14 protein-coding genes are annotated in these 19,546 nt (G+C 73.6%); 5 read left to right on the forward strand and 9 right to left on the reverse strand.

Features of this window, described 5'->3' with window-relative positions; all coding sequences use genetic code 11:
• Nucleotides 1-1,326, reverse strand: a complete 1,326-nt coding sequence (locus ABZT03_RS33710) for a UDP-glucose/GDP-mannose dehydrogenase family protein (protein ID WP_356046518.1) — start codon at nt 1,324-1,326, stop codon at nt 1-3.
• Nucleotides 1,327-1,382: 56 nt separating this feature from the next.
• A complete protein-coding gene (locus tag ABZT03_RS33715; protein ID WP_356046520.1) occupies nt 1,383-2,663 on the reverse strand; it encodes a glycosyltransferase in 1,281 nt (426 codons plus the stop codon).
• 131 nt (nt 2,664-2,794) lie between these two features.
• Here ABZT03_RS33715 and ABZT03_RS33720 point away from each other — a divergent pair, with 131 nt between their 5' ends.
• Entirely contained in the window at nt 2,795-3,745 is a 951-nt protein-coding gene (locus tag ABZT03_RS33720) for a methyltransferase domain-containing protein (RefSeq protein ID WP_356046522.1), read from the forward strand.
• A 15-nt stretch (nt 3,746-3,760) separates the two neighbouring features.
• Here the strand turns inward: ABZT03_RS33720 and ABZT03_RS33725 are convergent, their stop codons facing one another.
• From ABZT03_RS33725 to ABZT03_RS33740, 4 genes are read right to left on the reverse strand one after another with little or no spacing between them, the layout of a single operon-like run.
• Nucleotides 3,761-4,759 carry an NAD-dependent epimerase/dehydratase family protein gene (locus ABZT03_RS33725; RefSeq protein WP_356046524.1) on the reverse strand — a complete coding sequence of 333 codons (999 nt, stop codon included), beginning with the start codon at nt 4,757-4,759 and terminating at the stop codon, nt 3,761-3,763.
• Entirely contained in the window at nt 4,759-5,409 is a 651-nt protein-coding gene (locus ABZT03_RS33730) for a sugar transferase (RefSeq protein WP_356046526.1), read from the reverse strand. The genes ABZT03_RS33725 and ABZT03_RS33730 overlap by 1 nt, the downstream gene beginning before the upstream one ends.
• Nucleotides 5,410-5,419: 10 nt before the next feature.
• Nucleotides 5,420-6,466 carry a glycosyltransferase family 2 protein gene (locus ABZT03_RS33735; RefSeq protein WP_356046549.1) on the reverse strand — a complete coding sequence of 349 codons (1,047 nt, stop codon included), beginning with the start codon at nt 6,464-6,466 and terminating at the stop codon, nt 5,420-5,422.
• Entirely contained in the window at nt 6,466-7,527 is a 1,062-nt protein-coding gene (locus tag ABZT03_RS33740) for a glycosyltransferase (protein WP_356046528.1), read from the reverse strand. Before ABZT03_RS33740 ends, ABZT03_RS33735 begins: the two co-directional genes overlap by 1 nt.
• 116 nt (nt 7,528-7,643) lie before the next feature.
• On the opposite strand from ABZT03_RS33740, the gene ABZT03_RS33745 reads away from it, so the two are divergent.
• Complete coding sequence (locus ABZT03_RS33745; protein WP_356046530.1) at nt 7,644-9,065, forward strand: polysaccharide biosynthesis tyrosine autokinase; 1,422 nt, start codon at nt 7,644-7,646, stop codon at nt 9,063-9,065.
• A gap of 8 nt (nt 9,066-9,073) precedes the next feature.
• The gene (locus ABZT03_RS33750) at nt 9,074-10,471 is read left to right on the forward strand and encodes an O-antigen ligase family protein (protein WP_356046533.1); all 1,398 of its coding nucleotides are present in this window, start codon (nt 9,074-9,076) and stop codon (nt 10,469-10,471) included.
• Between the two features lie 1,032 nt (nt 10,472-11,503).
• Here ABZT03_RS33750 and ABZT03_RS33755 read toward each other — a convergent pair.
• From ABZT03_RS33755 to ABZT03_RS33765, 3 genes are all read right to left on the reverse strand, one after another.
• Entirely contained in the window at nt 11,504-13,093 is a 1,590-nt protein-coding gene (locus tag ABZT03_RS33755; protein WP_356046535.1) for a polysaccharide biosynthesis C-terminal domain-containing protein, read from the reverse strand.
• An 8-nt stretch (nt 13,094-13,101) separates the two neighbouring features.
• Complete coding sequence (locus ABZT03_RS33760) at nt 13,102-14,064, reverse strand: LCP family protein (RefSeq protein ID WP_356046537.1); 963 nt, start codon at nt 14,062-14,064, stop codon at nt 13,102-13,104.
• Nucleotides 14,065-14,150: 86 nt separating this feature from the next.
• The gene (locus tag ABZT03_RS33765) at nt 14,151-17,060 is read right to left on the reverse strand and encodes a DegT/DnrJ/EryC1/StrS family aminotransferase (protein WP_356046539.1); all 2,910 of its coding nucleotides are present in this window, start codon (nt 17,058-17,060) and stop codon (nt 14,151-14,153) included.
• Nucleotides 17,061-17,218: 158 nt separating this feature from the next.
• Here ABZT03_RS33765 and ABZT03_RS33770 point away from each other — a divergent pair, with 158 nt between their 5' ends.
• Nucleotides 17,219-17,980, forward strand: a complete 762-nt coding sequence (locus tag ABZT03_RS33770) for a TetR/AcrR family transcriptional regulator C-terminal domain-containing protein (protein ID WP_356046541.1) — start codon at nt 17,219-17,221, stop codon at nt 17,978-17,980.
• 188 nt (nt 17,981-18,168) lie between these two features.
• Nucleotides 18,169-19,344 (forward strand): hypothetical protein, encoded by a 1,176-nt coding sequence (locus ABZT03_RS33775; RefSeq protein ID WP_356046543.1) that lies wholly within the window; start codon nt 18,169-18,171, stop codon nt 19,342-19,344.
• The last annotated feature ends 202 nt before the right edge of the window (nt 19,345-19,546 follow it).

The following is a 19,546-nucleotide window of genomic DNA, read 5'->3' on the forward strand; positions in this document are numbered from 1 at the left end:
TCAGCCGAGCCGCGGGCGGCCGGGGGCGCGCAGCGTCCAGCCCGCGGACCGCCAGGTGACCGGGTCGAGGGTGTTGCGCGCGTCGACGATCGCCGGTACACGGACGACGGCGGCGAGCGCGGTGGGGTCGAGGTCGCGGTACTGCGGCCACTCGGTGAGGTGCAGGACGACGTCGGCGCCCTCGCACGCCTTCGTCACGTCCGGGGCGAACTGCAGCCCGGGGCAGGCCGCCCGGGCGTTGTCGACGGCCTCGGGATCGTGGACGCGGACCTGGGCGCCCTGGCGTCGTACGGTGTCGGCGACCGCGAGCGCCGGCGAGTCCCGGATGTCGTCGCTGCACGGTTTGAAGGCCGCGCCCAGGACCGCGACGTTGCGGTCCGTGAAGCCGCCGCCGACGAGCTGCCGCGCGAGGTCGACGGTGCGGGTGCGCTGGCGGGTGTTGATGTCGTCGACCTGCCGGAGGAAGGCCACGGACTCGCCCCGGCCGAGTTCCTCGGCGCGGGCGGCGAAGGCCCGGATGTCCTTGGGCAGGCAGCTGCCGCCGAAGCCGAGGCCGGGGGACAGGAAGCGGGGTCCGATGCGGGAGTCGGCGCCCATGGCCTCGGCGAGGGCGAGGACGTCGGCCCCCGTGACGTCGCAGATCTCGGCCATGGCGTTGATGAACGAGATCTTCGTGGCGAGGAAGGAGTTGGAGGCCACCTTCACCAGTTCGGCCGTGGCCGGGTCGGTGGCGAGGAACCGGGTGCCGCCCGCGAGCAGCGGGGCGTACGTCTCGCGCAACCGGGTCTCGGCCTGCGGCGACCGCACGCCCACCACGATCCGCTCCGGGCTGAGGGTGTCGCGGACCGCGCAGCCCTCGCGCAGGAACTCCGGGTTCCAGGCCACTTCGGCGTCCGGCGCGGTGGCCCGCAGCCGCGCGGACAGCCGGTTCGCCGTACCGACCGGCACGGTCGACTTGCCGACGACCAGCACCCTGTCGTACCCGCTGCGGGCCAGGTAGGGCGCGAGGCCGTCCACCGCGGCCTCCACATGGGTGAGGTCGGCGGCGCCCGAGCCGGGCCGCTGCGGGGTGCCGACGCACACGAAGTGCGTGTCGGCGAACCAGGCGGCCTCGGCCAGGGACGTGCTGAAGCGCAGCCGGCCCGCGTCCACGCCCGCCTTGAGCATGGCGGACAGGCCGGGTTCGAAGAAGGGGGGCCGGCCGGCGGCCAGGGCGGCGATCCGGTCCCGGTCGATGTCCACGCCGAGGACGTCGTGGCCGATGTCCGCCATGCAGGCGGCGTGGACGGCTCCGACGTATCCGGTGCCCAGAACTGTGAGGCGCATGGCGATCTCCGTGGTCGGGGCGCGGCCGGGGCGCTGCTCCGGCGGCACCCTCCGGTTCAGGTTCCCGGGGACGCTCCCGGGGTCCGGCCCTGCGGGGGGAGGCCCAGCAGGCCGCGATAGCAGGCGTCGACGGCGGCGCACATGGTCTGCGGTGCGAAGCCGGCCCGTACCCGCTGCCGGCCCTGGCGGCCCATCTCGGCGGCCTCCCGGGGGTGGTCGAGCAGCCAGCACACCGCCCGCGCCGCGGCCTGCGGGTCGGCCGGCGCCACCAGCAGTCCGGTGGCGCCGTGCTCCACCAGGTCCGGGACGCCGTTGACGGCCGTGGCGACGACCGGGCGCGCGGTGGCCAGTGCCTCCGTGAGGGCCCGTCCCAGACCCTCGTACAGGGACGGCATCACGAAGACGTCCAGGCCGGACACCAGCCAGGAGGCGTCCGGCCGGTCCCCGGTGAGGGTCACCTCGACGCCGAGGCGCTCGGCGAGGCCGCGCACCTCGTCCTCCAGCGGCCCGTCGCCGATCATGACGAACGCGGTGGCGGGGCGCTCGGCGTGGAGGGCGGCCGCCATGCGGACGAAGTCCAGCGGGGCCTTCTGCGTGTCGATGCGGCCGACGGTGCCGATCAGGGTGGTGGAGCGGGGGGTGCCGAGGACGCGCCGGGCGAGCGGGTCGAACCGCTGGGGGATGTGGCCCAGGTCCACCGCGGAGGGCACCACCTGCACCAGGCCGGGCACGGCGAGGCGTTCCTCCACGGCCTGCCGCGCCACCCCCGGGGCGACGGCGAGGAACCGGTGGGTGAAGCGGCGGGTCGCGCGCTCCAGGCAGCGATACGCCGTGCGCCGGGGGCGTGACTGGTAGGGATGGAAGCTCAGGCCGTGGAAGGTGTGCACCACGACGGGTGTGCGGCACAGCCGGGCGGCGAGCCTGCCGAGGAAGCCGCCCTTGGCCGAGTGGGTGTGGACGACGGTGAACCGCTCGCGCCGCACCAGGCGCACCAGCCGGGCCAGTACCAGCAGGTCGGCCGGGGCCAGGGTGGGCCGGAAGCCGCGGATCTCGACCGTGTGCAGGCCGGCCGCGCGGGCCCGCTCCCAGAGGGCGCCGCCGGGGACCCCGGCGATCCAGACCTCGTACCGCTCGGGGTCCAGGCCGACGGCCGACAGCAGGGTGTTGCCGCCGGCTCCGGCCTGGAACCTGGTGATGACGTGCAGGACCTTGATGCGGGTGGGATGGGGGGCTGTCGGCAGGGACGCCGCCGGCGCCACCCGAGGGGGTGTGGCGGGCCAGGCGGCCGCCGGGGTGCCGGATCGTCCGGGGCCGGCGGCGAGGGCCGCGTCGCGCATCACCGACCACCGCCGTCCGAGTTCCGTTCCTCCGCCGTATATTTACGGCGTATACGTACATCTTCACTCTTCGGGCGGTATCGGTCAAACCATAGGAAACTACTCAAGGGGGCCGACGTGGAGGTACGCCCATGCCGCTCGCCGAGCTGAGTGCCATCAGGAAGCTGCTGGTGTGCCCGCGCTGCCGGTCGGAACTGACGGACCGGCCGGGCGGCCTCGGCTGTGCCGCGCCCGGCTGCCCGCTGGGGGCGGCCGGTACCGCCTTTCCCACGGTGGGGCCCTGGCCCGTGCTCATCGACTTCGAACGCAGCGTCGTCGACCCGGACGCGACCGCCGCCACGGCACCCGGCGGGCGGGGGGCCGAGCGGCTCCCCGCCCCGCTGCGCCGCGTGCTCAAGCCGCCCAACCGGGTGGCGGCCCACAACGTCGAACTGCTGCTGCGCAGCCTGCCCGACCCCGAGCCGAGACTGCTCGTCGTGGGCGGCGCCACGGTCGGCAACGGGGTGGAGGAGGTCTACCGCGATCCCCGCGTGCAGGTGATCGCCTTCGACATCGTCGGCAGTCCCGTCACCCAGTTCGTCGCCGACGCCCACCGCGTCCCGCTGCCCTCGGGCAGCGTCGACGCCGTGCTGGTGCAGGCCGTCCTGGAGCACGTCCTCGATCCCGCGCTGGTCGTCGCGGAGATCCACCGGGTCCTCAAGGACGGCGGACTCGTCTACGCGGAGACCCCGTTCCTGCAACAGGTGCACGCCGGCGCCCACGACTTCACCCGCTTCACCGCGAGCGGCCACCGCTACCTCTTCCGCCGGTTCGAGGAACTCGCCGCCGGCCCCGTCGCCGGTCCCGGCACCCAGCTCGTGTGGAGCCTCGACCACGCCGTCCGGGGCCTGACCCGGTCCGCCCTCGCCGGCCGCGCGACCCGCGGCCTGCTGTTCTGGCTGCGCGGCCTCGACCGGTTCGTCCCGCCGGACTTCGCCCAGGACGACGCGTCGGCCGTGTACTTCCTCGGGCGCCGCAGGGAGCGGGAGATGACGGCGGGGGAGATCGTCGACTACTACCGGGGAGCGCAGCGCGGCGGGTGACACCGGCGGCCTCGGTCACGCCTGGCTGCGGTGCAGCGGGCGCGGCCCCCCGGTGGGGGCGGCGAAGCCCTCCGGCCGGGAGCGCCGCAGGACGCGCTCGGCCCGCACCATCGCGGCGAGCCCCGAGCGGATGTCCGTGCCCGGCCGGTAGCCGAAGGCGTCGCGGGCCAGCGTGATGTCGGCCGCGGTGCGGCGGGCGTCGCCCGGCAGCGCCGGACCGGACACCACGTCCACCTCGGCGGCCAACTCGTCGAGCAGCGCGATGACCTGATTCATCGTCACCTCGCTGCCGCCGCCGAGGTTGGCGACCCCCGTCCACGAGGACAGGGCGGCCGAGCGCATCGCGGTCACCACGTCACCGACGTAGGTGAAGTCACGGCTCTGGCCGCCGTCCCCGTACAGCGGGAAGGGACGGTGGGTGCAGGCGGCCTCCACGAGCCGCGCGAACGCCATGTCGGGGCGCTGCCGTGGGCCGTAGACGCTGAACAGCCGCAGGGAGACCGCCGGGACGCCGAAGACCGTCCGGTAGGTCTCGCACAGCTGCTCCGAGGCGAGCTTGGTGACGCCGTACGGCGAGACGGGCCGGGGCGCCACCGACTCCGGGGTGGGGTACGACTCCGCGTCCCCGTACACCGAGGAGCTGGAGGCGAAGACCAGCCGGCGCGGCCCCGCGTCCCGGACCGCCTCCAGCACCCGCTGGGTGACCAGGACGTTGCGTTCGAGGTAGACGGTGAACTCCGGGCCCCAGGAGCCGCGGACGCCGGGCTGGCCGGCCAGGTGGTAGACGGCGTCGGTGTCGGCGAACAGCGGCTTCAGGGGCAGCTCCAGCAGGTCGCCGCGGCGGAAGGTGAACCCGTCGCGGCCCAGCAACCGGGCGAGGTTGCGCCGCTTGCGCGCGGGGGCGTAGTAGTCGGTCAGCGCGTCGATGCCGAGGACCTCGTCCCCGCAGGACAGCAGGTGCTCGCACAGGTGCGAGCCGATGAACCCGGCGGCGCCGGTCACGACGGAACGCATCACGGCCTCCCTTCCCTGTCCCACAGCGCGGACAGCACGTAGACGGCGGTCCTGGCGGTGAAGGCGATCACCCGTCCCGCGGTGGCGTGGCGCAGGAACTCCGCGTCCAGCGCGGTGCGTCGCGGAACGAGGACCGTCAGGTAGTACTCCTCGGGGTCGGTGTGGCCGTCGAGTTCGGCGGCGTAGCCGCGCGACCGCAGCGCACAGGGCCCGGTCAGTCCGGGGCGGTGCCGGAACACCCAGCGGTCGCGCGGTGGATAGCGCCGGGCCAGGCGCGGTATCTCGGGGCGCGGGCCGACCAGGGTCATGTCGCCGCGCAGCACGTTCCACAGCTGCGGCAGCTCGTCCATGCTCAGGCGGCGCAGCACGCGTCCGGTCCGGGTGACCCTCGGGTCCGCGCAGCCGGTCACCCCGGGTCCCGCGCAGTCGGTGCGCATGCTGCGGAACTTGAGCAGGGTGAAGGTGCCGCCGCCCGCCTCGACCCGCTGCTGGCGGAACAGCACCGGTGACCCGCTCGTGGCCGCGACCACCAGCGCCACCAGCAGGAGCAGCGGGGCCAACAGCAGCAGCAGGGTGAGGGAGACGGCGACGTCCAGGAACCGGCGCGCCGGTGCGAGCCGCACGGCGCTCATCGCGGGCAGTGTCTTCACGGGAACTCGGTCAGCGGTGTGCATGGAGGGTGTCCTCCGCCGATTCCGTCGTCGGGGTGGGTGGGCGGGGTGCCGTCGTGCCGGGGCGTCGGCCGGGTTGTCGGAGACCTCCGCCCGCGGTGCGCAGCCACCTCAGGTAGCCCCGGTAACCGGCGAGGGTGGCGCGCACGTCGGAGGCGTTCGCGCGCAGGGCGCAGGTGACGAGCCGGGCGGCGAGTTCGACCGTCAGCGTGAGGGCCACCAGCAGGCGGGCGTGGGAGCGGGGCCAGTGCCGGAAGGCGTACTGGGTGCGGCTGCACAGCGAGTGACGCAGCCGCCCGCCGCCGAGCTGGGCGGAGCTCACCTGGCCGATGTGGTGGACGCGCGCTTCGTGGACGTAGTAGCTGCCGCGGCCCTGCTGACCGGCGCGCCGGGCGAGATCGGCCTCCTCGAAGTAGAGGAAGTAGCGCTCGTCGAAGCCGCCGAGGCGGTCGAAGAGCGCGCGGCGCAGCAGGAAGAAGGCGCCGATGACCTGGTCGACCGGCCGTGAGGCGGTGAGTTCGGCGGGCCGGAGGTGGTGCGGCGGGAATAGCGCGGGGGCCAGCCGGTCGAGCCCGGTCGCCTTGCCGAAGAAGACGCGCAGGGTGGGGGCGCGCGAGCAGGAGATCGCGGGGCGTCCGCGCGCGTCGACCATCCGTCCGCCGCAGATGCCGGCGCCCCGGGCGGCCGGGGTCGCCAGGAACCGGCCCACGGCGCGCAGCGTGTCGGGGTACAGCTCGGTGTCCGGGTTCAGGAAGAGCAGGAAGTCGCCGTCGCCGTGCGCGGCGCCCTGGTTGCAGGCGGCGGCGAATCCGCGGTTGCGGCTGTTGCGGACGACGGTGAGCGGGATGCCGGGGGTGGACAGGTCCGCGCAGGAGCGGTCGGTGGAGGCGTTGTCGACGACGACGATCCGGGCCACCCGCAGCAGCGACCGGTCGGTGCGCACGATCGAGCGCAGGCAGTCCGCCAGGTGCCGGCCCGTGTTCCAGTTGACGATCACGATGTCGGCGGCCGGCCCGGACCGCTCGCCCGGCGCCATCACGGCACCGGTCCCAGTTCGAGCGCGGCGGCCCAGCGGGGCAGCCACGCGTCGTAGGAGTACCGCCGGCCGGTGACCTCGCGCGCGGCCCGGCCGAGCCGCCCCCGGGCGTCCGGGTGGGAGTCGATCAGGGTGAGGAGCGCGGTGGTCCAGTCGTCCTGGGTGCGGGGTGCGGGCATGTCGAACTGGCGCAGCAGGTCGGCGTTGACGCCCAGCGGGCTGGCCACGGCCGGCAGGCCGGCGGCGGCGTACTGGAGCAGTTTGTAGCCGCACTTGCCGGCGCTGTAGCGGGTCGCGGGAAGGGGCATGAGACCGATGTCCATGCCGGCCAGCGCCGCCCGCTGGCTCGCCGGGCTCCAGGCGATCCGGTCGATGAACGACTCCAGGGCGCCGAGGGAGGGCGTGGTGGTGCCGACGAGGGTCAGGCGCGCCCCGGTCCTGCGGTGCACCTCGGTGAGCGCGGCGGCGATCAGCAGCAGGGACGCCTCGTTGTGGGGTGAGCCGATCCAGCCGAGCCGCGGCGGGTCGCGCAGCACGTATCCGGGTTTGCGCGTGTAGTCCTCCAGGGCGACGCAGCTGGGGATGACCACGACGTCACGGTGGAAGCGGGAGGCCCAGTCGGCGAGGACGGCGTTGCCCGCGATCACCCGGTCGGCGTGCCGGACGGCCACCCTGGCCTTGTCCGCCTTGGGGGCCAGTCTGCGGGCGAGTCCGCCCTCGCCGCGGTCCCACTGCAGCGCGTCGTCGAAGTCGTAGACGGCGAACTCCGCGCTGGTCAGCAGTCGCCGTTCCCACCAGCCGCGGCTGAGCGGGGACGCCTCCCGGTGCAGCAGCAGCCGCCGGGGCCGGGCGCGCGCGAGGGCCCCGAGCCGCCATTCCGCCCGGGCCAGGGACACGGGGTGGCGCAGCAGCCGGGAGGCGGACGCGTCGGGCAGCGAGAGATAGCTGCCGACGGTGAAGTCCGCTCCCATCCGGTCCAGCCACTCGAAGACACGGACCCGGGAGCTTCCGGCTTCACGGCCGTAGGGGGTGATCGCGCAGCGATCCAGGTGAGGTTCCATGGTTCCGTGTCCAGCCGTATGCTGATACCGTACGTTTACGTCGTAAATCCACATATTGCGCCTCGGGCCGGATGACGTCAAGAGCACGCGCAGCGGCTGGGCGGAGGGGAGCCTCCATGGATTTCCACGACTATCTCGTCGCGCTGCGGCGCCGCTGGCGGTTCGTCACGGTGTGCGTCCTGCTCGGACTCGCGGGGGCGGCGCTGGTGACCGCGCTGATCCCGCGCACCTACACGGCGACCGCCCAGCTCTTCATCGCCACCAGTGACAAGACCGGCGGCGACGCGTACCAGGGCGGCCTGTTCACCCAGCAGCGGGTCAAGTCCTACACCCGCATCGTCACCAGCCCCTCGGTCCTGACCGGCGTCATCTCCCAGCTGGACCTGAGGACGACGCCCGGGCAGCTCGCCGGGAAGATCAGCGCCCAGGCCCCGCTCGACACGACCCTGGTCGACATCGAGGTCAGCGACGGGTCGGCCGACCGGGCCCAGGCCATCGCCGACGAGACCGCCCTGCAGTTCTCCAAGTACATCGACACCGTCGAGGGCACCTCGTCCGGCAGCCCGCCCCTGGTCAAGGCGAGTGTCGTCGGCGGATCGCAGCCCCCGTCCACGCCGACGAGCCCGCGCCCCGTGCTGAACATGGCCGTCGGCCTGCTCGCCGGCATCGCCGTCGGCGTCGGAGGAGCCGTGCTGCGGCACGCCCTCGACACCACGCTCCGCACCCCCGAGGACATCCGGACCCACCTGGGCCTGACCACCCTCGGCGCGGTGCCCCCGCCCGGCGGACACCGCAGGCGCCCGGCACGCCGGCGCGACACCGCGCGGCGCACCGAGGCACTGAACCAGCTGCGCACCCGGCTGCGGTTCGGCACCGACGACGGCCTCCCCGGCTCGCTGCTCGTCACCAGCGCCCTGTCCGCGGAGGGCCGCACCAGCACCGCCGTCGACCTGGCGACCAGCGTCGCCCGTACCGGCAGGCGGGTCGTCCTGGTGGAGGCGGACCTGCGCCGGCCGCGCCTGGCCGCGGAACTCGGCCTGCGCGCCGCCCCCGGACTCTCCGACGTCATCGAGGGCCGGGCCGCACTCCACGACGCCCTGCAGAGCCGCTTCGGCGGCCGGCTGCGCGTGCTGCCGGCCGGCCCCGTCCCGGCGGACCCCAGCAAGCTCGTCTGCGGGCCGGTCACGACCCAGCTGATCCGCGCCCTGGAGGCGGACGCCGACCTCGTGGTCGTGGACAGCCCGCCCCTGCTGTCCTTCGCGGACGGGGCCGCCCTCGCCCCGGTGACGGACGGCGTGCTGTTCGTCGTACGCGCCGCGAAGACCCGGCGCGACGACGCCCGCCGCGCCCTGGACACCCTGGAGGCGGTCCGGGCACAGGTCCTCGGCGCGGTCCTGACGGGCACCCGCGACGACGGACTCGCCGACTGGCAGCCGCCTCCCGAGCCGCCGCGGCCCGCGGACCTCCGCCCGCCCGACGACGACCGCGCGCCCGCCGCGGAGCCGGCCGCCGCCGTCCGGCACCACCAGGCGGGGTGAGCCGCCGCATGACGAACGACCAGGCGTTCAAGGCACTGATCATCGGCATCCTCGCCCTGGTGTCGCTGGTCCCGGTCACGGCGGCCCTGCGACACGCACGCGCCTTCGGCGACTGGGACCTGACCTCCACGCTGGTCCTCCTGACCGGACTGCTCGCCAACGTACCGAGCGTCGCCTACGTGCTCCGGGCGGGCCGGGTGCAACGCCTGGACCCGCTCGGCGAGGTCGAGATCGGGTTCCCCCAGTGGGTGAACCGCATCGGGACGGTCAGCAACGCCGTCCTGCTCCTCGCCTGCGTCGCGTTCGTCGTGCACCGCGTGCTCTTCGCCCGCGTCCGCGTCAACACGGCGCCGCTGGTCGCCCTCGCGCTCGTCGTGCTGTTCGCCCTCTCCGACGGACTGCACGGCCAGCAGCTCCTCGTCCCCCGCCAGCTCGTCCTGTTCGCCGTTCTGCTCGTCGGGGTCGTCGCCCGGCCCGGCCGCCCGGCGTTCCTCGGCGCGGCGGCCGCCGTCCTGCTGTTCTCCGTGCTGGGCGGCGTCGAGGCGCTCGTCGAACCGGCCACCGTGCTGCGGGAGTGCCGGGCCGACAACCCGTGCGGCCTGCTGGGCATCCACTACGCGGGCGTGTTCTCCAACGAGAACATCTTCGGCATGATGCTCGTCCTCGGCATCCCCTTCGTCTGGCTCGGGCTGCGCGGACGCGTGCGTTGCGTCCTGGTCGGCTATGTCGCCCTGCTGGCCGTCGCCACCGGCAGCACGATGTCCGGCGTCGCCGCGATCGCGACCGTGGCCCTGCTGGCGCTGCTGCGCCCCGGGCTGCCCGGCGACACGGGCGCGCGCACCGCTCCCGGCCGCGTCCTGGTCACCGTGCCGATCCTGCTCACGGTGGCGGCCGTCGGCCTCGCCCTGCCCTTCAACCACCCCAGCCCGGACCGGCTCGGGGACCGCGCCACCATCTGGCGGATGGCCGGCGCAGAACTGCCCGCGTCCCCCTTCGTCGGCTTCGGCGGCAAGACCTGGTCCGCCAAGTACCCGGCCGGCGAGATCCCCGCCGCCGTCTCCCCGTCCCTGCACAACCAGTGGATCGACGTCCTGTACGCGGGCGGCCTCGTCGGCCTCGCCCTGTTCCTGCTGTTGCTGCTCCATCTGCTGGCCAGGGGCGGTGTTCCCGGCTTCCCGGCGGCCGCGGTCGTGCTGCTGCCGGTCCTGCTCACCTCCGTCCTGGAGCGCCCCTGGTCGTTCGGCATCAGCAACGCGCTGACCTTCGCCCTCCTGGCCGCCGTGCTCATACCCGGGTCGGTCGGTCGAGCAGCTCCTCCAGCGGCTCCAGGGTCCGGTTCCAGTCCAGCCGCTGTGCCTGCTCGTACGCCTGATCGGCGACCGGCTGCCACCGGTCCGGGCCGCTGAGGCCGTCCACCACCGACGCGAACGAGTCCTCCGTGTACGGCACGGACCCCCGCAGCAGGTCGAGGTGGCGCCGCCAGCCGGGCACCAGCACTGGCAGACCGTAGGCCAGGTAGTGCAGGTGCTTGGCGGAGAACCCCTCGCGGCGCAACAGGTCCCGGGTGCACGTGATCAGCCCGAACTGGTAGTCCCGCAGGACGTCGGGCGAGGCGTAGCCGCGGTGGTTGATGCCGAGGGCCGGGTCCGGCGGGGGCCCGCCGTAGACGTCGATGCCCGGGTTGCGCCGGCACAGCCGGCCCAGCAGGGCGAGGTCGATGAACCGGGAGCTGAGCGACCCGAGATAGGCCACCCGCGGCGGGTCGGCGAACCGGGCCCGCTCCTGCGACGGTGTGCAACCCCAGTTCAGCTGGAGGAAGTTGCGCCCGCTGATCCCGTAGTGCTCGCGCGCGTAGCGGCCGTAGGACTCCCAGGAGAACGACAGGTGCTCCATGTCCTCCAGGAAGCCGGTCTCCCAGTGGCGGAACCTGCGGTGCTGCCGGCCGGACAGCCGGTGCTCGTAGAACACCTCGTCGGCCCAGGGGTTGGGGCAGTCGTACAGGGTGCGGGCGGATGTCCCGGAGGCGAGCACCCCCGAGTCGTACGGCGTCTCGCAGATGACGAGGTCGTAGTCGTCGAGGCGGAGTTCGCGGGTGAGGATGCGGCGCCGCAGCCGGTGGTCGGTCAGCAGCACGTGGTACGACAGGTGGCGGCGCCCGAAGGCCCAGCGCCGGGTGAGGGTCTTGGACGCGACGTCGTTGGCGTACAGCAGCAGGCGGTCGGGGCGCAGGGAACCCGGCAGCATCCGGCCCAGCGACCCCGGGGCGCTGGAGGCCCGGGCCAGGCAGTTGGTGTCGGCCAGGTGCACGTCGTGCCCGCGCTCGCGCAGGTACCGCTGGATGGCCAGGGGTTTGACGCTGTTGGCGTAGCCGTCCAGCTGGGCCACGATCAGCACGCGCCTGGCCCGGGACGCCCGCGGACCTCGTGGGGTGGCGGAGTTCATGACGCTTCCTCCTCGGGAGTCACCGCCGGGGGAGTCCCGGCGGCCGGACGGGGGGTGAGTCGGGGCAGGAGCAGGGCGGTCGCGGCGGCTAGGCCGGCCAGCACCGGCAGGCCCGCCAGCAGCAGCGGCAGCACCCCGTGCGCGTCCAGCCGCAGCACCAGCAGGTTCCCCAGGACGGCCACGGCGGTGGCGGGCAGGGTCGCCAGCGGCCAGCGCCGGGGCAGCCGCCGCTCCCGCAGCCCGGCGAGCCGCCGGCACAGCACGACGAAGTACACCGAGCCGGCCATGATGCCCACGGACGTGGCCAGCACCACGCCGACCACACCGAACATCAGGGTCAGCGGCACGGTCAGCGCGAGGTTGATCACCGTCGAGCACCACGAGTACCGCGTCTCGTACCCGGGGCGGCCGATCGCCCGCACGAAACAGGTCCGGACGCCGGTCAGCGCCACCTGCACCGAGTAGCCGGCCAGCAGCACCGCGGCGACGGCCCCGCTCAGCGCGAGGGCCGGCCCCAGCCACACCTGGACGGCCAGGCCCACCGCGGCGGTCGTCACCACGCCGTAGGTGAGGACCGCGGGCAGCCAGCGGGGTTGCAGGACGTGGAACTCCCGCACGGCGCCCGGGAGTCCGCGCACGGCGAAGACGTTCGTCATGCGGGTGAGGATCGGCGGGAAGGCGTACAGCGGCAGGCTGCGCAGGGCGTTGGCGACCTGGTAGCCGGCGGCGTAGACACCGACGTAGCGCACCGGCAGCAGTGCGGCGACCACCAGGGCGTCGATCTCCCCGTTGAGGAACACCGTGAACCCGGACAGCTGCATGCGCACCGCGTAGTGCCAGAACTCGCGGCGTTCGACGCGTGGGGGCAGCAGGGGACGCCGGATGCGGACGTGCCGCGCGCCGGCGGCGAGTCCGAGGACCGTCACGAGCAGATAGCGTCCGGCCGCCAGGACCGCGAGCAGGGGCAGATCCGCTCCCTGGTCGATGAGCACGATCACGGCGACGGCGTACGCCAGGCACGAACCGCCGCTGACGCCCGCCAGGGTGCGGAAACGCCCGTTGGCCTGGAGCAGCGCGGTGGCCGAGTTCGAGGCCAGCGCGAGGGTCAGCAGCGGACCGAGGAGCAGCAGCAGCTGCCCCGCCTCCTCGCGCAGCCGGGGCGGCACGTCCACGGCGGAGGTCAGCGCGGGCGCGAGCAGCACGCACAGGCCGGTGACCAGCACCCCCAGCGCGACGAACACGACGAGCGCCCCGGTCACCAGACGCCCGGTGCCCGCCCGGTCCCCGTGCGCCGCGTGGTAGGCGTGGAAGCGTGCCAGGGAGGCGCCGACGCCGCCGTCCAGCACGGTGAGGGTGGCCAGGAAGACCAGGATGAGCGACCACACACCGAACCGGTCCAGGCCCAGATGGCGGATCAGGTACGGCGTGAGGACCAGGTTGGTCAGCAGGGGGGCCGCCTGGGCCAGCGCGCTGAAACCCACCGACGGCAGCAGTCCCCGCGCCGCCCGCGGAGCGCCGCCCGACGCGGGCGGGGTCCGTGTGGCCTCGCCGGCCGACGCGCGGCCGACCGGGTGCCGGGGGCGCATGGCGTGCCTCACCTCCCGGCGCCCGGCCGGTCTCCCGTCTCGACCGCCCGCCACCGCGCCCGCAGCTTCTGCCTGTCCAGGATCAGCGCGTACTGGCCGCGGATCATCTGCGAGTGGACGATGGGCGCGGTGGTGAACCGGGCGTCCGCGGCGTCGAAGCCGCGCAGGCCGAGGGCGAGACCGCGGAGGTCTCCGTTGGACATCCGGTCGTCGATGCTCACGGCGCGCGTGATCGCGCGGAGCGTCCTGTCGGTGGCCAGCGGGTCGGTGAGCCGCACACCGTCGCGCACCTTCCCGACGAGGCTGCGCAGGAACTGCTGCTGGTGTTTGATCCGGTCCAGTTCACCGCCTGGCAGACCGTGCCGCTGCCGGACGTACGCCAGCGCCTGCGTCCCGTTCATGACCTGTGTGCCGGCGGTGAAGTGGCGGTGCTGCTGCGGGTCGTAGGAGTTCTCGGCGACGGTGACGGGGACGCCGCCGACGGCGTCGGTGAGGGCGCGGAAGCCGTGCCAGTCGATGACACCGAAGTGGTCGACGCGGGTTTTGGTGAGCTGCTCCACCGTGTGGATGAGCAGGGGCGGGCCGCCCCAGGAGAACGAGGCGTTGATCTTGGCGGAGCCGTGTCCGGCGATGGGCACCCAGCTGTCGCGCGGTATCGACATCGTGTACGCGCTGCCCTCGTCGGCGCTCAGGTGCACCAGCATCAGCGTGTCGCTGCGCTGGGCGCCGTAGCGCCACAGCCGCGCCGTGGCGCCGCTCCCGGTGGTCGGCCGCTTCGAGCGGCTGTCGACGCCGGCCAGCAGGAAGGTCGTACCGCCGTCGTGACCTGCGGGTTTGGCCGGCCGGGGCCCCCGCGGGAACGGGTCGGGGATGCGGGTGACCTGGTCACCGTAGTGGTTGGTGCTCCACCAGACACCCCCGGCGACGAGCCCGAGCAGTCCGAGGACGGCGGCGAGGCCGACGACCAGCACGGCCCGCAGGATCCGGCGGCGCGGCCGGGGCCCCGCCGCCGGATCCGGCCTGGGTGCCCACCGGGGCCAGGGCCGTCGCCCGGACATCAGAAGTCGTCCGGGTAGGGGTCGGTCATCCCCGCGTGTGCGTGGGCCTGTTCGGCGGCCGGGAAGCCAGGCAGGAGGTCGGCGAGCAACCCGCGCACCGCGCGCGTGTCGTTGCGCTCGGCTGCCGCGTACAGGGCGGGCAGCCCCCGGCTCGGCACGGCCGGCTGCTCGGGTCGGTCGGTGGAGGTCGCGGCGAGGATGCGGGGGTGCGAGGTGCGGGCGTGGCCCTCCTGCTCGGCGAACAGCGTCTCGTTGAGTTTCTCGCCCGGCCGCAGACCGGTGAAGCGGATGTCGATGTCCGGCACGTGCACGGACCGGGCGAACTCGCGGACCAGGTCGACGATCCGCACCGGGACGTTCATGTCGAGGACGAACACCTCACCCCCGCGGGCCATGCGCGCCGCCTCCAGGACGAGGCCGACGGCCTCCTCGACGGTCATGAAGAAGCGGGTCGCGTCGGGGTGGGTCACCGTCACCGGGGCCCCCTCGCCCAGCTGCTGCGCCACCACCGACAGGAGGGAGCCGCGGCTGCCCAGCACGTTGCCGAAGCGGACGGCGGCGAACACCGTCCCGGGTGCCGCGTCCCGCTGCCCGTCGCGCACGATCAGCTCGGCCAGGCGTTTGGTCGCCCCGAGCACCGACACCGGGTCGGCCGCCTTGTCCGTGGAGATCAGCACGAACCGCGCGGTGCCGGCGGCGAGCGCGGCGCGGACGAGGTTCTCGGTGCCGCGCACGTTCGACTTCACGCCTTCGCACGGGTGCCGTTCGAGCAGGGGGAGGTGTTTGTGGGCGGCGGCGTGGAAGACCACGTCGGGGCGCAGCACGCGGAAGACCTGGTCGATGCGGGGGCGGTCGCGGATGTCCGAGATCACGATGTCGTCGTTGCGCAGGGCGTCGCCGTACAGCTCCAGTTGCAGCCGGTGCAGGTTGGACTCGTCGTGGTCGAGCAGGAAGAGGCGGCTGGGTCCGAAGGCGCGCACCTGGTGGCACAGCTCGCTGCCGATGGAGCCGCCGGCGCCGGTCACCAGGACACGCTTGCCCGCGATGGTCGCCCGCACCTCGGGGCTCACGATGTGCATCTCGGCGCGGCCGATCAGCGCGGGCACGTCCAGCGCCCGCATGTCACCGCCCACCACGTCGCGGCGCAGGGCGGCGATGAACGACGGCAGGTACCGCACGCTGGCCCCCGCCGCCTCGGCGGCCCGCGCCACCCGGCGGAAGCGGTCCGCGGCCAGACCCGGGATCGCGACGACGACGGCTTCGGCCCGCTGGGCGAGGGTGGTCTCGCGGATGCGGTCGAGCCGGCCGAGGACCGGCAGCTCGTCCAGGACGGCGGCGCGCAGCTTGACCGGGTCGTCGTCGAGGAAACCGACCGGGTCAAGACCGAACTGCGGGGTCCGCGCCAGGTCCCGCGCCAGCGCCCGTCCGGCCTCGCCCGCACCGATCACCAGGGTGCGCAGTCCGGCCGGGAGCCGGGGCGCGGGGGAGGAGACCTTGGACGAGGGGGGCGAGGGGGACGAGGCGGGCGCGCTCGGGCTTTCGGCGGGCGAGGGGGCTTTCGCCGTGGTGGGAGCGGTGGCCTTCACTGTGGTGAGTGGGGTGGCAGCCGCGATGGTGTGAGCGGTGGCCTTCGCCGTGTGGGGGCGGGTGCCGTGACGGGTCAGCGCGGTGCACACCCGGTCGACCTGCCGTTCGGTGAGATGCGGGTACAGGGGCAGGGACAGCAGCCTCGGGAACAGCGCGTCGGCTCCCGGCAGACCACCGGGAGGGGCGACGGCCGTCTCCCGGAAGTACGGCAGGTGGTGCAGCGGCACGAAGTGGACGGAGGTGCCGATGCCGAGCTCGGCGAGCCGGTCGATCAGCTCGTCGCGGCCGGTCCCGTACCCCTCCTCCACCCGCACCACGTACAGGTGGCGCGCGTGCCGTCCCACGACGGGGACCTCCAGCGGCTCGATTCCCGGAAGGGCGGCGAGCGCCGCGTCGTACCGCGCGGCCAGGGCGTGCCGCCGCCGCTGCCAGCCGTCGAGCTGGCGGAGCTGCACCCGCCCGACGGCCGCCTGGACGTCCGTCATGTTCGCCTTGAGGCCGGCCTCCTCCACGCTGTACCGCCAGTCGGCGCCGGTGCTGTTCCGGCGCCAGGCGTCGGCGCTCATGCCGTGGAGCCTGGCCCGGCGGATCCACCCGGCGAACGCCGCGTCGTCCGTGGTCACCATGCCGCCCTCGCCGATGGGCAGGTTCTTGGTGGCGTAGAAGCTGAAGCAGGCAGCCCGGGACAGGGACCCCACCGGACGAACGCCCACCGAGGTGCCCAGCGCGTGGGCGGCGTCCTCGACGACGTGGGTCAGGGGCAGCCGTGCCGCCTCCGCGAGTTCGGCGACCGGCGCCGGGGCGCCCGCGTAGTGCAGGACCATCATGGCCCGGGGACAACCGCACACCCGCGCGGCCCGGCCGACGGTCGCCGCGTCCACCTGCCCGGTACGGGGGTCAACGTCGACGAGCACGGGCCGCAGCCCGGCGTGCAGGACCGCCTGCGCCGCTCCGCAGAACGTCACGGCGGGCACGAGCACCGGCGATCCCGCCGGGAGCCGGAGCGCGCGCAGCGAAAGTTCGAGCGCCGCCGTGCACGAGCTCACCGCGACCGCGTGCCGCGCCCCGACGTGCGCCGCGAACTCCGACTCGAAGAGCTCCGTCTCGGGGCCGGTGGTCACCCAGCCGGACTCGAGGACGCGCCGGGCGGCACGCCGGGCCTCCGGACCGATCCGGGTCGCGGCGAAGGGGACGCCCGGCTCCCGCGCGGACCCGGCGGGGGCGCGGGTGCGGGTACCGGTGGAGGAGGGGGACACGGTGTCCGGGGCGGGCCGGACGCGCTTGGCCTCTTCCCGCCGGGGCCGCAGCCGATGGACTGTCATGAGAGCTCCCCGGTCGGTGGCGTGCTGGGGGGAAGGCGACGCCGACGATGCGTACGGAAGGCGTATGTTTACGTCGTATACGTACACATTGCCCCCAGGAGTGCATAGAGTCAACACAAAGCGGACACCGTGGTGGGTCGGGCATCTGGAGGCGGGACATGGTCGGGGAGCAGCCGAAAGCGCGGGGCAAGGGTGCCGGGGCGGGGCCGGCGCGGCGCGCCGCCGACCGGGGGCGTTACGGACGGCTGAGCCGGGAACGCGTGCTGGCCAGCGCCCTCGACCTGGTGGACCGGGACGGACTGTCGGCGCTCAGCATGCGCCGGCTGGGCGCCGAACTCGGCGTGGAGGCGATGGCGCTCTACCGCTACGCGGAAGGCAAGGACGCCCTGCTGGACGGCCTCGTGGAGGCGCTCTACCTCGAACTGGAGGAGCGGCTGGCCGCCGGCGGGGAAGGCGGTGCCGGGGAGTCCGACTGGCGCGGCACGCTCCACCGCATCGCGCGGGCCACCTACGACGTCTGCCTCGCCCACCCCCAGGTGGTACCGCTGCTGACCACCCGCATGCTGGTGGTCCCGCTCGCCCAGCGCCCCCTCGCCGTCCTCCGGGACCACGAGAGGGTGCTCGACCTGCTCCGCGGCGCCGGTCTGGACGAGGCCCGTACCGCCGACGCCTTCCGCGCCTTCACCGCGTGGCTCCTCGGCTACGTCTCCGCGGAACTGCGGCTCATGGTGGACAACGCGGAGGAGTCGGAGCCCGCCTTCCGTCTCGGGCTGCACCGCATGCCCGCGCACGAACTGCCCACGCTGCGGGAGACGGCCCCCGCCCTGGCCCGGCGAGGTGGGCCGGAGGCTCTGGCGGCCGGGCTCGACGCGCTCCTCGACCGCTTCACGCGACCGGAACCCCTCGCGCCGCCCACATGAGCGGCGAGGCCGAGCGGGAGCGCCGAGGCCGGGTGTCGGAGTGGGATCGAGCGGGAGTGCCGGAGGCCGGGTGTCGGAGTGAGGCGCGGCACAGAGCATAGCTATATCGATATAGCGCTTTGCGGATAAAATTCCCCTGTGAGCGGCACCGACCGCCGAGCTGCCCCCCCACACGCGGAGTCCCTGGTTTGTTCCGAGCGCAGAAACCCCCGGCGAAGAACGTCTCCGGCCCCCACGGCCGCGAACCCCACGCGAACGGCCCCCGAGTCTCCGGTTCCCGTCCCGTCTCCCGCAGGTCGATGCTGGCACTGGTCTCCCTCCCGCTCCTGGCCGCGGCGCGCCTCCCCGGCGCCGCCGCGGGCGGCAGCGGCGACGCCGTGCTCGTGACGGACCACGCCACACCCCAGCTGGCGGCCGACGCCGCCGCAGGCAAGCGGCTGGTCTTCCCGGCGGGCCGCACCTACACCGTGACCTCGCTGTCGATCCCCGCCGGCTGCCACGTCGAGGGCAACGGCGCCACCCTGCGTTTCCCGGACCGCTCCACGACGTCGACCACCCACAGCGACGAGATCCTGGCCGTGCGCGGATCGGGCGTCACGCTCGACAACCTCCGGTTCGACGGGCGGGCCCCGCACCAGGGGGGCGTCTGGTCCCAGTACCGGCACTGCGTACGGATCCAGGGCAACGTCAGCGACGTCGTGGTCAAGGACTGCGCGTTCACCGGCATCATCGGCGACGGCGTCTATGTCAACATCGGGAACTCCGCCAGGAACTGCACCGTCGGACCCGGCAACACCTTCACGTCCGACCACTTCAACCGGAACGGCGTCTCCGTGGTCTCCGGGACCCGTATCGAGGTGCACCACAACAAGTTCGTCAATTGTTCGCGTTCCGGGATGCCGGGCCCCATCGACCTGGAGCCCAACTCCTCCACCGAGACCCTGTCGGACGTCTCCGTGCACCACAACACCGTCGTCGGCGGCTCCGAGAACGGCACCGGCACCCTGCCGGGCATCGTGTACAGCGGCTTCCAGAACGCCGCCGCCGACACCATCAACATCCACGACAACGACATCAGCGGCACCCGGTTCACGGACGGCATCCTGATCATCGGCATCAGCGGTGGCCCGTTCAACGCCGTGACCAACCTGAACGTCTTCGGCAACCGCATCCACGACATCGGCGGCGCGGACACCTTCGGCGTCGGCATCAACCACTACATCGGCGCGAACGTGTACGGCAACACCTTCAGCGGCATGCAGTGGGCCATCTACAACTACAAGGGCGCCCTGGGCACTTCGGCCGGCAACACGTTCATCGGAGTGGCGGCGGACATCACCAACGACGACCCGCACCTGGCCTAACTTGATCTTTAACCTGTGCGGCGTGGTCGTGGGGGGGTCTGTACGCTCACCGGTGTAATTGATGATCATGGAAGAGACATCAAGTGACTGACACCGTGACCGAGTTCGTGGCCGCTGCCGACCAGGCGGATCCGTCGCCGGAGGCCGCGACGGTCGAGCAGAAACTGATCGACCAGCTTGTTGAGCAGGCCCGCAGCAAGGG

Origin of the sequence: Streptomyces sp. NPDC005574, assembly GCF_040605435.1 — a bacterium.
In the GTDB taxonomy this organism is placed as follows: domain Bacteria; phylum Actinomycetota; class Actinomycetes; order Streptomycetales; family Streptomycetaceae; genus Streptomyces.